The sequence below is a fragment of the Acinetobacter sp. SW-226 genome (genome assembly GCF_055632855.1).
The window spans coordinates 776,202-789,132 of sequence record NZ_CM145752.1; the positions used below are offsets into that span (position 1 = coordinate 776,202).

The window sequence follows — 12,931 nt, forward strand, 5'->3', positions numbered from 1 at the left end:
ATGCAACAAGAATTAATCCGTCAAACGCCGCTTTGGGCTGAGAACTGGCCAATTGCCTACTCAGTCATTCAAGCGATTGTGATTTTACTCGTTGTAGTACTCATCGCTGCGTTGATGTCTTTTATTGAGCGTCGTTTACTGGGCTTATGGCAAGACCGTTATGGTCCCAACCGTGTAGGTCCTGGGGGGATGTTCCAGATCGTTGCTGACATGCTGAAAATCATGTTCAAAGAAGACTGGACACCAAAGTTTGCTGACAAATTGACTTTCCGTTTAGCTCCTGCTGTTGCCATGGCAACAGCGGTGCTGTCGTTCATGGTTATTCCTGTATCACCATACTTAGGTGTGTCAGACATGAGCATTGGCCTATTGTTCTTTATGGCAATGGCCGGTATTGCAGTCTATGCCGTATTGTTTGGTGGTTGGTCATCAAACAACAAATATGCATTGCTCGGTGGTCTACGTTCAGCAGCACAAACCATTTCTTATGAAGTGTTCTTGGGTATTTCATTGATGGGTGTGGTTGCGATTGCAGGCTCATTCAACATGCGTGAAATTGTAGAAGCACAAAAAGATGTATGGTTTGTTATTCCACAGTTCTTAGGTTTCTTAATCTTCGTGGTTGCAGGTGTTGCGGTTACTCACCGTCACCCATTTGACCAACCAGAAGCAGAACAAGAATTGGCGGAAGGTTACCACGTCGAGTATGGTGGTATGAAATGGGGGATGTTCTTCGTTGCAGAATATGTCAACGTGGTTCTGATCTCTGCATTGATCGTCACGCTATTCTTCGGTGGTTGGTTAGCGCCATTTAACATCGACATTCCGTTCGTTCCACCCGTATTCTGGTTCATTATCAAAACAGCATTCTTTGTGATGATGTTTGTCTTGGCTCGTGGTTCACTTATGCGTCCACGTTATGACCAAGTGATGAACTTTGGTTGGAAGATTTGCTTACCATTAGCGTTAGTTAACTTATTAGTTACTGGCGCAGTGATTCTGTGGTAAGGGCAGGGAGAATAAAATGTATAAAATTCTAGCTGGGTTCGGGTCAATCGTACGTTCACTGTGGATGGTTTTCTCACACGTGACACGTAAACGTGACACCATTCTTTACCCAGAAGTGCCAGCCGAACAAATTGTTCCACCACGTTTCCGTGGTCGTATCGTGTTAACACGTGACCCAGATGGTGAAGAACGTTGTGTTGCGTGTAACTTATGTGCAGTTGCATGTCCTGTTGGCTGTATTTCACTACAAAAAGCAGAAAAGGAAGATGGTCGTTGGTATCCGGAGTTTTTCCGTATCAACTTCTCACGTTGTATTTTCTGCGGTATGTGTGAAGAAGCATGTCCGACGACTGCAATTCAAATGACGCCAGATTTCGAGTTGGGTGAATACGTTCGTCAAGACTTGGTATACGAGAAAGAAAACTTACTCATTTCAGGTCCTGGTAAATACCCAGACTACAACTTCTACCGTGTAACAGGTATGGCTGTAACTGGAAAAGACAAAGGTCAAGCGCAGCGTGAAAGCGCACCAGTTGATGTACGGAGCTTATTACCATGATGTGGCCATTTTATTTGATGGCACTTGTGGCCATCGTTTCTACGATTCGTGTTGTGACCAACGCGAATCCTGTACACGCTTTATTGAGCTTGATCGTGTCACTTCTTGCAGTTGCAGGCATGTTTATGATCGTGGGTGCGCCATTTGCTGGCGCGCTTGAGATCATCGTCTATGCAGGCGCGATCATGGTGTTATTCGTATTCGTAGTGATGATGTTAAACCTTGGTCAACATACCGTTGAACAAGAGCGTAAATGGTTAACATCGTCTGCTTGGGCATATCCAGCACTCATGAGCTTCTTAATGGGCTTGGTGTTGGTGTGGATGCTCGGCTCTGACTACACAGTGGCTGGCCCAGCTATGGGTACCGAAGTTGTGGGTCCAAAAGTCGTTGGCCAAGCACTCTTTACTCACTATTTATTATTGGTTGAAGTTGCTGCCATGTTATTGCTTGCTGCATTGGTTGCAGCATTCCATCTTGGTAAACGTGAACCAGGTGCAGAAGAGGACAAACAATAATGGGCAACATCCCTTTAGAACATGGTTTGATTGTTGCAACCATCCTTTTTGCACTGGGTTTTTACGGTGTGATGGTGCGACGCAATCTATTATTTATGTTAATGAGCCTTGAAATCATGATGAACGCAGCAGCGCTTGCGTTTGTTTTGGCTGGTAGTGCATGGGTACAACCAGACGGACAAATCATGTTTATTTTGATCTTAACGCTTGCTGCGGCAGAGGCTTGTATTGGTCTTGCGATCGTCCTTCAGTTCTACCATCGCTTCCATCACTTGGATGTGGATGCTGCTAGTGAGATGCGCGGATGAGTTTTTTATATTTAACAGTATTATTCCCGCTCATTGGTTTTGTCCTTTTAGCGGCAGGTCGCAACAAGCTTCCTGAAAATGTTGCTGCCATTATTGGTGTGGGGGCAGTTGGCCTTTCTGCATTGGTTGCTTTGATCGCTGGTCTAGACTTTGTTAATAACGGCAAAGTGACTTATGTTCAACATCTGTGGACATGGTTCAATGTCGGTAATCTAAGCCCAGGCATTAGCTTACATCTTGACGGTTTATCACTGCTCATGATGGGTATGGTGACGGGTGTGGGTTTCCTAATTCACATCTTTGCGTCATGGTACATGCGTGGTGAAGAAGACTTTGCACGTTTCTTCTCTTATTTCAACCTATTCGTTGCTAGCATGTTGCTGCTCGTATTGGGCGATAACTTAGCGTTATTGTTCTTAGGTTGGGAAGGCGTGGGTCTATGTTCTTACTTGCTGATTGGTTACTACTACCAAAACCCTGCAAATGGTTTTGCAGCAATTAAAGCATTTACCGTAACACGTATCGGTGATGTGTTCTTACTGATCGCTTTGTTCTTAATTTACCAACAGTTCGGTACATTAAACATTGCGGAAGTGGTTGCAGCTGCACCAACAGTGATGACACAAAGTTCATCTTTAACCATTTGGACAGCACTCATGTTGTTCTTGGGTGCAGCAGGTAAATCTGCACAGATCCCATTACAAACATGGTTGGCTGATGCGATGGCAGGTCCTACACCTGTATCTGCATTGATCCACGCTGCAACGATGGTAACTGCAGGTGTTTACCTGTGCTGCCGTATGCATACCGTGTTTGAAATGGCGCCAGAAGTGATGATGTTTATCTCAATCACAGGTGCGGTAACCTTGTTAGTGGCTGGTTTTGCTGCATTGGTTCAAACCGACATCAAACGTATTTTGGCTTACTCTACAATGAGTCAGCTCGGTTATATGTTTATGGCTGTGGGTGCTGAAGCTTACCAAGCAGGTCTATTCCACATGCTGACTCACGCATTCTTCAAGGCATTGTTATTCTTGTCTTCAGGTGCAGTGATTTTGGCTTATCACCACGAACAAAACATCTTCAAGATGGGCGGTTTGTTCTACAAGAATAAATTCCTATTTATGTGTTTCGCCATTGGTGGCGGTGCATTAGCCGCGATTCCATATATCACCGTGGGCTTCTTCTCGAAAGACGCGATCTTGGGTGCAGTTTGGGTTCAAGGTGAATCAATCGCAGTGTATAACTCATTATACTGGGCGGGTGTAGCAGGTGCATTCTTAACCTCGATTTACACATTCCGTCTGATTTGGGTTGTGTTCTTTGGTAAAGAAAATACCCCATATCATGCGATTAAAGGCATCACATACTGGGGACCTTTGGGTATTCTTGCAGTACTTTCAACTTTCATTGGTGCGGTACTTAAAGCACCTGTAGAAAGCATTTTAAATGCAGCAAAAATCCCAGCATTTGTAATCCCAGAAGCATTAGAACATGGCATGCACAGCGCTGAATGGACTGCTGTTGGTATTGCATTGGTTGGTTTAGCGATTGGTGTGGTGTTATTTGCATTTGCTTATAGTGCTGTGAAAAGCTTTGCTAAAACGTCATTCGGTGCAGGTCTTGCAAACATTTGCCGTAATGCGCTAGGTTTCGATGCGCTCTATGACATTGTTTTTGTGAAACCATATTTGCTTATTGCGAAGATTTTAGGTCGTGATCCAATTGATCGCTTGTGGTTAGTCTTGCCTGCTATTGTGAAGGGTGGACATAGCTTCACAAGTTCACGTCAAACAGGTTCATTGCGTGATTACGCATCAAGCATGGCATTAGGTATCTTTGTATTGCTAATGGTCTTGATCGTAACTCAGATCGTGGGGAAATAAGATGGAAATCACAAACAACTGGATTCTACCCGCGCTGATCTTAGTTCCGTTCATTGCTGGTTTTATTTGTTGGTTAGTCGACAAACTCGACGACAAACTGCCGCGTTATATTGCGCTGATTGGTATGCTCATTACTTTGGGCTTAACCATTGCACTGTGGCAAACAGGTACATTTAACTACGAACTTGGCGCGAAAGTGCCATCGTGGTCTGCTGAATTCATGTTGCCATGGATTCAAACTTTAGGCATTAACATCCACTTAGCGGTGGATGGCCTATCTCTATTAATGGTGGGCTTAACGGCACTTTTAGGTGTGTTGGCTGTCGGCTGTTCTTGGGGTGAAATTCAAAAGAATGTTGGTTTCTTCCACTTAAACCTTTTATGGTCTTTGGGTGGTGTGATCGGTGTCTTCTTAGCGATTGACATGTTCTTGTTCTTCTTCTTCTGGGAGATGATGCTTGTACCTATCTACTTTTTGATCGCGCTTTGGGGTCATAAAGGGGCAGAAGGTAAATCACGTGTTTACGCTGCAACCAAATTCTTTATCTATACGCAAGTCGCTGGTCTTATTATGTTGATCGGTATCCTAGGCCTCGTGGTTTATGGTTACATGATGACAGGTATGATCGGTTTTGATTACAACTACTTATTAGCTGTAGCCAACACTTTAGACAAAGAATTACCTACCGTTGCTTATGCATTCATGCTGTGTTTATTTGTCGGTTTTGCGGTAAAACTTCCAGTTTTCCCATTACACGGCTGGTTACCAGATGCGCATGCACAAGCACCTACAGCGGGTTCGGTTGACCTTGCAGGTATCTTGATTAAGACGGCTGCATACGGTCTACTTCGTTTTGTGATTCCATTCTTCCCAGCGGCTTCTGCACAGTTTGCAGATATCGCGATCATTTTCGGTTTGATCGGTATCTTCTACGGTGCTTGGTGTGCTTTCCAGCAAACCGATATGAAACGTTTACTTGCGTACACGTCGATTTCACACATGGGCTTTGTTTTACTTGCGATTTACGCAGGTAACATTTTAACCTTCCAAGGTTTGATGATCATGATGTTGGCACATGGCTTGTCATCTGCTGCATTGTTCATTATGTGTGGTCAAGTGTACGAGCGTGTTCATACACGCGATATGCGTTTGATGGGCGGTATGCGTGGTCAGTTCCCATATCTTGCATTCTTCCTCATGTTCTTCGTGGCGGCGCTTGTGGGTATTCCGGGTCTAGGTAACTTCATTGGTGAGTTCCTGATCCTGATGGGTTCTTATGCAAAATTCCCAGTGTTTACTATTCTTGCAGCTGTAAGCTTAGTATTTGCAGGTCTTTATGGCTTGATTCTGATCCACAAAGCATTGTTTGGTACACCGAACGAAGAACAACAACAGCACTACAACAACCCATTGAAAGACTTAAATGCGCGTGAAGTAGTGATCTTGTTAATCTGTGCTTTCGGTCTGTTATGGCTGGGTCTATATCCACAAAGCTTCCTTGATATTTCAAATTCAAGCATGGCGTGGTTAGCAAACAGCTACATTCCTGTACAAGAAGTCGTTGACGTTGCAAGTCAAGCAACTGTTCAACTCGAAAATGTGGAGATGCAATAAGTCATGAACTTCACAATGTCATTTTCTGAGCTTATGCCTTTAGCTCCCGTGATGATCGTTGCTTTAACAACGATCGTCGTGATGATTCTTACTGCAATTAAGCGTAACCATAACTTAATTGCAACAGCATCAGTTGTGGGCTTAAACCTTGCAGCAGCTTATGTGCTTTTCACAATGTTTGGTGGGGCTTTTAAACCAGCAAACGTGATGGGTATGTTCATGGTGGATGCGTTCACCTTGTTATACCAAGTGATCATTTTGATTGCGGCACTGGCATGCTGTACTTTGTCTCATGCCTATATCGAGACTTATAAAGATAACCGTGAAGAACTGTATATCTTAATGTTGTCATCAGTGACTGGTGCAATGTTAATGGTCGCAAGCTCTCACTATGCATCGTTCTTCATTAGCCTTGAGTTGATGTCGATTCCTGTATATGGCTTATTGGCGTATACACACCAACGCTCTAAATCTTTAGAAGCGGGTGTGAAGTACTTGGTGCTTTCAGCAACAGCTTCGGCAATGTTGTTGATGGGTATGGCTTACATTTACGCGTACACAGGTTCAATGTCGTTCTATGACAATGTTCAAGCGTTAATGCAAAACATCCAGCAACCGATGGTGCTTTTAGGTTTAGGTTTCATCGTATTTGCTGTGGCATTTAAACTGTCTTTAGCGCCATTCCACAAATGGACACCAGACGTTTATGCAGGTGCACCAACACCGATTGCAACTTTCCTTGCAACGGCTGCAAAAGTCGCAACAATTGGCCTGTTTGTACGTTACATCTTAACTTCAGGTGCGATCCTAGTTGACTCTATCATCACGATCTTAACTGTGATTGCAGTGTTATCAATCTTGGTGGGTAACTTCCTTGCAGTGAAGCAAGTGAACTTGAAACGTATCTTGGCATACTCTTCAATTGCGCACTTTGGTTGCTTGTTGATTGGTTTAATCAGCATGACCTATGCAAGCCTTGGAAACGTATCTGTTTATGTAATCACTTATGTATTAACTACAATTGGTGCGTTCGGTGCAGTTGCATTGATGTCTAGTCCATATAACAATGTGGATGAAGCAGAAAGCCTAGCAGACTACCGTGGTCTATTCTGGCGTCGTCCAGTGTTGACCGCAGTGTTAACCGTGATGATGTTATCGCTTGCAGGTATTCCATTGACAGCGGGCTTCATTGGTAAGTTCCTGGTGGTGATGGCTGCGGTAACGACTCAACATTGGTTCCTTGCTGCGATGATCATTGTTGGTTCTGGTATTGGTCTGTACTACTATCTCCGTGTGATGGTTGTGATGTACATGACACCGCCAGACGCACCGCGTGTCGACGCTGTGGATCATTGGGGTCAAAAAGTGGGGGGTATTATGGTGCTTTTAGCTGCGGCAGCAGTACTGGTGATTGGTATCTATCCAGATCCAATTATTAAGCTTGCGCTTCAGTCTGAGATTTTATCTCCAATCCACTTTATGCTTTCTCAACAGCACTAATCATTCAAAACGTTTTGTTTTAATAAAAAAGCCTCCATCAATTGGGGGCTTTTTGTTTTTATCGCACGATAAAAAGCTTTATAATGTCAGGAATTTTATTTTACCTTTTAGGTGCTCTCCCGTGGCTATCCATGAAATTCGTCATCCGTTGATTCGTCATAAGCTTGGTCTTCTTCGTCGTGCAGATATCAGCACGAAAAACTTTCGCGAGCTGGCTCAAGAAGTGACTATGCTGTTGACCTATGAAGCAACTAAAGATTTACCTGTGTGTGATCATGAAATTGATGGTTGGAATGGTAAAGTCATCGTAGATCGTATTGTGGGTAAAAAAATTACGGTTGTGCCTATTTTACGTGCGGGTATCGGCATGTTAGATGGATTCTTAAACCTGATTCCAAGTGCCAAAGTGTCTGTACTAGGTTTAGAGCGTGATGAAGAAACGCTTGAAGCACGTACTTATTATAAAAAATTAGTTCCAGATGTACAAAACCGTTTAGCCATGATTATTGACCCAATGCTTGCAACAGGGTCTTCGTTGGTTGCGGCGATTGATGTTTTAAAGGCAAGTGGTTGTAAAGATATTCGTGTAATGGTATTGGTTGCTGCGCCTGAAGGAATTAAACGTGTAAATGATGCGCACCCAGATGTCACTATTTTCACGGCTTCAATCGACCAAGGTTTAAATGCTAATGGTTATATCGTGCCGGGTCTAGGCGATGCGGGCGATAAAATCTTTGGTTCAGTTCAAAAAGATTAATGATTAAAATGAATGCATAAAGGAGGCTTTCACAGCCTCTTTTTTATATACTGGCTATCTAGCCATGTACAGATGAGGATCGGGTAATGAAGTCTGAACAATATCAAGGAAAAGTGAAGCAATATAATGCGGATAAAGGTTTTGGTTTTATTTCCTCACCTGAAGGCGACGTATTTTTTCATATCTCGGATTTCCCAGCAGACTCAGGTGAGCCGAAACGCAATGAACGTGTAAAGTTTAATGTGGTTGAAAATGGCGATCGCTATAAAGCAATTAAAATTGAGCGGGTTGAAGACAACTCTGCCAAAGCTAAGAAATCGAAAGTCTCAAGCCACAATAAGTCGATTACCACAGATTTATTGTCTAATTTCAGACGTTAAAATGGGTAAATTGAGTATGCACATGCTGCAAAATTAATCTGCTTATTTTGATTGAAAGAGGCTTTTTAGCCTCTTTTTTATTGATTACAATACTCGAAAATACAGTTGATTAGCACATATTATGTTTTTGAACGGGAAAATCAAAAGCTTTAGCCCCTCACGTGGTTTTGGTTTTATTGAAGTAGACGGGGATGTTGATGATGTGTTTTTTCATATCAAAGATTTGCCACAGAACAACATTGAACCCAAGATTGGTGAAGCGTTGCAGTTTATGATTGTGGAAGAACAAGGCAAGTTTAAGGCTGGAAATATCCAGCGGCTGAATCATCCAACAGAAACTCAAAAATTAGGTGAGTTAAAGAAAAAAGTAAGACCGAGTAACTCATCTGTTCGCTATAACGAGGCAGGACATAAAAGTACGATCATTACCGTGATCGGTGTGATTGTGATTGCAGTGTTGGGATTTCTGATTTATGGCAAATATCAAAGCTATAGTATCGAAAAACAACATAAAGCTGAGCAATTGATGCTTGAGCAACAGCAGATTGTAGAAGAACAACGTAAGGCTTTAGGTGAGTTACCTGATCAGGTGCTTACAGAGCAAGGTAAACAAAACTTAGATGCTGAGCTACATCAAACCAATCAACCTCGCTCAGAACGTGTGACGCAGAGCATTGATAAACAAAATGGTCGTTTACCTGTCAGCACAGGAAAGTTCAAATGCGATGGACGAACTCATTGCTCCCAAATGCGTTCCTATGAAGAAGCGCTTTACTTCTTAAGGAACTGTCCAAATACCAAAATGGATGGGAACAATGATGGTGAGCCTTGTGAGCGCCAATTTGGGAAATAAAAAAAGCACCTTCGGGTGCTTTTTGCTTAGTTATTTTTCGCAAAACTTCATGAAAGCTTTGAGTCCTGGGCCTTGGTACTTCTGACGATGCACCAACATGAACAGTGGACGGGTGAGAGACCAAAACGGTGTATCAAGCACCACCAACTGGCCTTTTTCACGCAAAGGTTCAGTTGCCAGTTTTGAAATACAGGACATCCCTAAACCACCCGCCACGATTTTTAAAATCGCTTCATTATGACCCAAGGTCAGACGGATATTGGCATCAGGCAAGTCTTTCAAAATAGCGTTATCAAATACTTCACGCGTACCTGAACCTTCTTCACGCAAGATCCACTCGACCGATTTAAAGTCATCTGCGGTCAAAGTACGGTCTAGTTGTGCAAGAGGGTGGTTGGGTGCACAGCAGACGGCTAATTCATCGTCACGCCAGTGAATGCATTGCAGTTGTGGTAAGTGACAAGAGCCTTCAATCAAGGCCAAATCCAGTTGGAACTGATTCACTGCCTCAATCATTTGACGGGTATTACCAACTTGTAGCTGTAAATGGGCTTGAGGTTGAATTTGTAAGAAGTCAGCCATCAGGTCAGGCATGAGGTAGTCACTGATGGTTAGAGTTGCACCTAAACGTAAATCAATGCTTTGTAACTCACCTTTAGCGGCCTGCTCGAAAGCATCACAGCGACCCAAAATTTCTAAAGCTTGTGGCAGTAAGAAACGACCCAAATCATTGAGTTGAAGACGCTTACCTAGACGGTCAAATAAAGGAGCCCCCAAACCGTCTTCTAGATCTGCTAAAGCCATACTCGCAGCACTCTGGGTGAGTCGAACCGCATCACTGGCTTTGGTTACTGTGCCTTCTTGAGCAACTGCTACAAAAACCGCCAACTGGCGTAAAGTCATGCGCATGAATATAGCCTTAACATTTAAAAAATATTAACAAATTATGTGGTCATGCTAACATGAGCAACGTCTTTGATGCCACGCTGAAATCATGTCAATTGAAAAATTTAGCCTAGAAAAGGTTTTATCCGTACACCGTTGGACCAATACACTTTTTAGTTTCACCATGACGCGACCTGCACATTTTAAGTTTAGCGCAGGACAATTTGCCCGTATTGGCATCAAAGTGGGTGATGAATTGGTGGTTCGAGCGTATTCGGTGGTGTCCTCTCCCTTTGATGAAACTTTAGAATTTTTCTCGATTGTGGTGCCAGAAGGTGCCTTTACCTCAAATTTACAACACTTAAAAGTTGATGATGACATCTACCTTGAAAAGATCCCGTACGGCTTTTTGACTTTGGCGCGTTATCAGTTGCCACTACCAAAAGACTTATGGTTACTGGGCACAGGGACAGGGCTTGCGCCTTTTATTTCGATGTTGCAAGACTTTGAGACGTGGTCGAAGTACGAGAGCATTACACTGGTCTATAGCGTACGTACAGCTTCTGAACTGGCCTATGCAACACGTATTCAGGAAATTGCAGAGACCTTTGGCGAGGGCCATACAGGCTTTAAATTTGTGCCGATTATTACGCGTGATCCGCATGCGCCACTACATGACCGCTTACCCGTACTGATTGAAAATGGTGAGCTTGAAAAAGCAGTTGGTTTGAGTCTGAACCCTGAAACTAGCCATGTGATGCTGTGTGGTAACCCGCAAATGGTCGAAGACACCAAAGAGGCATTAAAAGCACGTGGCCTGACTATGAATCGCCGTGGTGAAGGAAATATTGCGGTCGAAAACTATTGGTAAAGCTATTTCGCTAATAAAATGCTCATCGAATGATGGGCTTTTTTTATTCTTAGATTAGCATTTGAATCACTCAGATTTTAAACTTGGCTTAAAAGAGAGATCACTGCTTATACGCTCAGATCGCGCTATAATTTCTCTTTTGTACTGGGTTGGATGGGTTATGTCTTTAGCGTTAAAAACGACGGCTCAGCTAGAGGTTCAACTCAGTCCACAGCAGAAAAAATTAAATCGTTTGATTGAACGCATTGAACAACAAAAACAAGAATTGGCAGCATGGAAAAATGCGCAAGCCGACATTCAAGACCATACGCGCAGTAAGCTTTTACCTGTTTATAGCGAGTTACATACAGTTCTGTTTACACAGCTGGATACTTTGTGGAATCACTTGGCCAGCGATGCCTTTAGTAAAGCTGATTTAGCGCAGATTGACACCAAAATAACTGCTTTAGCCAAGATGCTAAAAAAATCTCAGATGCTGAGTTCCGTGCAGAAAGAACAGGTAGAGAAAATTGATACTTTCTATATGCAGCATGCAGAGCATATACGTGCGAAGAAAGCCAAAGCAAACTCAATACAAAGTCATGAGCTTGCTGAAACGGTAGAACAAAACGTGGATGTGGACTGGGAAAATTATGAATACGATTCTGCTCAGTATGAAGCAGAGCGAGAACGTGCCAAGCAGTTAAAACAACAAGAAAAACGTGAGCAAGCAGCCAAAATGGCAGCGCAGTCACTGAAAACCGTGTATTTAAAAATTACCGCGATGATTCACCCTGACCGTGAGCCTGATGAAGCGAAGAAGTTAGATAAGACCGAACTTTTGCAGAAGGTAAATGAAGCTCATGCAGAGCAGGATTTATTTTATTTATTGAAACTCCAGTTACAGCTCGAGACCAATAAAGGCTTAAGCTCAAAGCCATTAAGTTCTGAACAAGTGAGGTTTTATCAGTTGTCTTTGGAAGCACAGAGTCAGAATTTGCAAAGCCTATTAGAGGAGATCTTTGCATCTTTCCACTTGAGCAGTCATATCAACACCAAACAGCTCAAAATGAGTGATGTGTATAAGGTGATTGATAAGGATGTTGCTGAGTTAAAACAGCAGGTGAAGTGGGAAAAAGAACGTTTAAAGCATATGAAAAAGGTGAGTGGAGTAGAGATGTTGTTGGGGTATGGGGCATTATAAAATCCCTCACCCCCTTGCGGAATAATATTCCTCATCCCATAGGGAGAGGGAGCCACAAGTGATTACATACCTGCATAAAATTTATAATGAATGTTCCCTCTCCTTTTAGGAGAGGGCTAGGGAGAGGTAAAAATAAAAATGAAATTAAGACCTACAATTATTAGAATTCGCCAAAACTATGAGAAGCAATACCACATATGCAGAACACCTTATGTGGCAACTACTCCGTGCCAAACGATTTATGAACCTTAAATTTCGCAGACAGCATGTGATCAAATCTTATATCGTGGATTTTTATTGTCATGAAATTGGTTTAGTGATTGAGTTGGATGGCAGTCAGCATGGAGTGGAAGATGCCATTGAATATGATGCTGAAAGAACTAAGTTTTTAGAGGCTTTGGGCTTAAAAGTGGTTCGGTATTGGAATCATGATGTTTTAAACAGAACAGAAAGAGAATTAGACGATTTATGGATTGTTTGTTTGGAGCTTAAGAGTAAAAGTGCCTCTCTATGACCTTCATTTGTGATTTGTTTAAAGCAGTGCTTTAAAATTTTCTTAATAGAAAAATGGTTAAGTTAGAATAACTTAATATTTGTATTTAATATGA

At 42.6% G+C, this 12,931-nt stretch carries 13 protein-coding genes and 1 pseudogene; 13 read left to right on the top strand and 1 reads right to left on the bottom strand.

Translation table 11 applies throughout. The features are described from left to right. From nuoH to ACZ8ZH_RS03710, 10 genes are all read left to right on the top strand, one after another. Complete coding sequence (nuoH, locus tag ACZ8ZH_RS03665) at positions 1–1,008, top strand: NADH-quinone oxidoreductase subunit NuoH (RefSeq protein WP_086208149.1); 1,008 nt, start codon at positions 1–3, stop codon at positions 1,006–1,008. 16 nt (positions 1,009–1,024) lie between these two features. After that, complete coding sequence (gene nuoI / locus ACZ8ZH_RS03670) at positions 1,025–1,567, top strand: NADH-quinone oxidoreductase subunit NuoI (protein ID WP_004651038.1); 543 nt, start codon at positions 1,025–1,027, stop codon at positions 1,565–1,567. Continuing rightward, positions 1,567–2,085: an NADH-quinone oxidoreductase subunit J gene (gene nuoJ / locus ACZ8ZH_RS03675; protein WP_171264408.1), complete on the top strand. Its 519-nt coding sequence runs from the start codon at positions 1,567–1,569 to the stop codon at positions 2,083–2,085. The genes nuoI and nuoJ overlap by 1 nt, the downstream gene beginning before the upstream one ends. After that, the gene (gene nuoK / locus ACZ8ZH_RS03680) at positions 2,085–2,393 is read left to right on the top strand and encodes an NADH-quinone oxidoreductase subunit NuoK (protein ID WP_004695395.1); all 309 of its coding nucleotides are present in this window, start codon (positions 2,085–2,087) and stop codon (positions 2,391–2,393) included. The genes nuoJ and nuoK overlap by 1 nt, the downstream gene beginning before the upstream one ends. Continuing rightward, positions 2,390–4,279, top strand: a complete 1,890-nt coding sequence (gene nuoL, locus ACZ8ZH_RS03685) for an NADH-quinone oxidoreductase subunit L (protein WP_119063182.1) — start codon at positions 2,390–2,392, stop codon at positions 4,277–4,279. Before nuoK ends, nuoL begins: the two co-directional genes overlap by 4 nt. A gap of 7 nt (positions 4,280–4,286) precedes the next feature. Beyond that, positions 4,287–5,894 carry an NADH-quinone oxidoreductase subunit M gene (nuoM, locus tag ACZ8ZH_RS03690; RefSeq protein ID WP_171327429.1) on the top strand — a complete coding sequence of 536 codons (1,608 nt, stop codon included), beginning with the start codon at positions 4,287–4,289 and terminating at the stop codon, positions 5,892–5,894. Positions 5,895–5,897: 3 nt separating this feature from the next. After that, entirely contained in the window at positions 5,898–7,394 is a 1,497-nt protein-coding gene (nuoN, locus tag ACZ8ZH_RS03695; RefSeq protein ID WP_470247855.1) for an NADH-quinone oxidoreductase subunit NuoN, read from the top strand. A gap of 121 nt (positions 7,395–7,515) precedes the next feature. After that, positions 7,516–8,151: a uracil phosphoribosyltransferase gene (gene upp, locus ACZ8ZH_RS03700; protein WP_110975552.1), complete on the top strand. Its 636-nt coding sequence runs from the start codon at positions 7,516–7,518 to the stop codon at positions 8,149–8,151. A gap of 86 nt (positions 8,152–8,237) precedes the next feature. After that, positions 8,238–8,531, top strand: a complete 294-nt coding sequence (locus ACZ8ZH_RS03705; protein ID WP_086208143.1) for a cold shock domain-containing protein — start codon at positions 8,238–8,240, stop codon at positions 8,529–8,531. Between the two features lie 121 nt (positions 8,532–8,652). Continuing rightward, the gene (locus ACZ8ZH_RS03710; RefSeq protein WP_119063181.1) at positions 8,653–9,384 is read left to right on the top strand and encodes a cold shock domain-containing protein; all 732 of its coding nucleotides are present in this window, start codon (positions 8,653–8,655) and stop codon (positions 9,382–9,384) included. A gap of 30 nt (positions 9,385–9,414) precedes the next feature. On the opposite strand, the gene gigC is transcribed toward ACZ8ZH_RS03710, so the two are convergent. Then, positions 9,415–10,293: a LysR family transcriptional regulator GigC gene (gene gigC / locus ACZ8ZH_RS03715; protein WP_086208141.1), complete on the bottom strand. Its 879-nt coding sequence runs from the start codon at positions 10,291–10,293 to the stop codon at positions 9,415–9,417. Positions 10,294–10,378: 85 nt separating this feature from the next. Here gigC and ACZ8ZH_RS03720 point away from each other — a divergent pair, with 85 nt between their 5' ends. The 3 genes and pseudogenes from ACZ8ZH_RS03720 to ACZ8ZH_RS03730 form a co-directional block, all read left to right on the top strand. Continuing rightward, entirely contained in the window at positions 10,379–11,140 is a 762-nt protein-coding gene (locus tag ACZ8ZH_RS03720) for a ferredoxin--NADP reductase (RefSeq protein WP_086208140.1), read from the top strand. A 160-nt stretch (positions 11,141–11,300) separates the two neighbouring features. After that, positions 11,301–12,323, top strand: a complete 1,023-nt coding sequence (locus tag ACZ8ZH_RS03725) for a coiled-coil domain-containing protein (RefSeq protein ID WP_119063180.1) — start codon at positions 11,301–11,303, stop codon at positions 12,321–12,323. Positions 12,324–12,471: 148 nt separating this feature from the next. Then, positions 12,472–12,837 (top strand): annotated as a pseudogene (locus ACZ8ZH_RS03730) (endonuclease domain-containing protein); the annotation flags it as partial. Between the last annotated feature and the right edge of the window lie 94 nt (positions 12,838–12,931).

Excerpts from the sequence above, each read along its gene's own strand:
- nuoH (WP_086208149.1), top strand. The coding sequence starts at position 1 with ATGCAACAAGAATTAATCCGTCAAACGCCGCTTTGGGCTGAGAACTGG.
- nuoI (WP_004651038.1), top strand. The coding sequence starts at position 1,025 with ATGTATAAAATTCTAGCTGGGTTCGGGTCAATCGTACGTTCACTGTGG.
- nuoJ (WP_171264408.1), top strand. The coding sequence starts at position 1,567 with ATGTGGCCATTTTATTTGATGGCACTTGTGGCCATCGTTTCTACGATT.
- nuoK (WP_004695395.1), top strand. The coding sequence starts at position 2,085 with ATGGGCAACATCCCTTTAGAACATGGTTTGATTGTTGCAACCATCCTT.
- nuoL (WP_119063182.1), top strand. The coding sequence starts at position 2,390 with ATGAGTTTTTTATATTTAACAGTATTATTCCCGCTCATTGGTTTTGTC.
- nuoN (WP_470247855.1), top strand. The coding sequence starts at position 5,898 with ATGAACTTCACAATGTCATTTTCTGAGCTTATGCCTTTAGCTCCCGTG.
- ACZ8ZH_RS03705 (WP_086208143.1), top strand. The coding sequence starts at position 8,238 with ATGAAGTCTGAACAATATCAAGGAAAAGTGAAGCAATATAATGCGGAT.
- ACZ8ZH_RS03710 (WP_119063181.1), top strand. The coding sequence starts at position 8,653 with ATGTTTTTGAACGGGAAAATCAAAAGCTTTAGCCCCTCACGTGGTTTT.
- gigC (WP_086208141.1), bottom strand. The coding sequence starts at position 10,293 with ATGCGCATGACTTTACGCCAGTTGGCGGTTTTTGTAGCAGTTGCTCAA.
- ACZ8ZH_RS03720 (WP_086208140.1), top strand. The coding sequence starts at position 10,379 with ATGTCAATTGAAAAATTTAGCCTAGAAAAGGTTTTATCCGTACACCGT.
- ACZ8ZH_RS03725 (WP_119063180.1), top strand. The coding sequence starts at position 11,301 with ATGTCTTTAGCGTTAAAAACGACGGCTCAGCTAGAGGTTCAACTCAGT.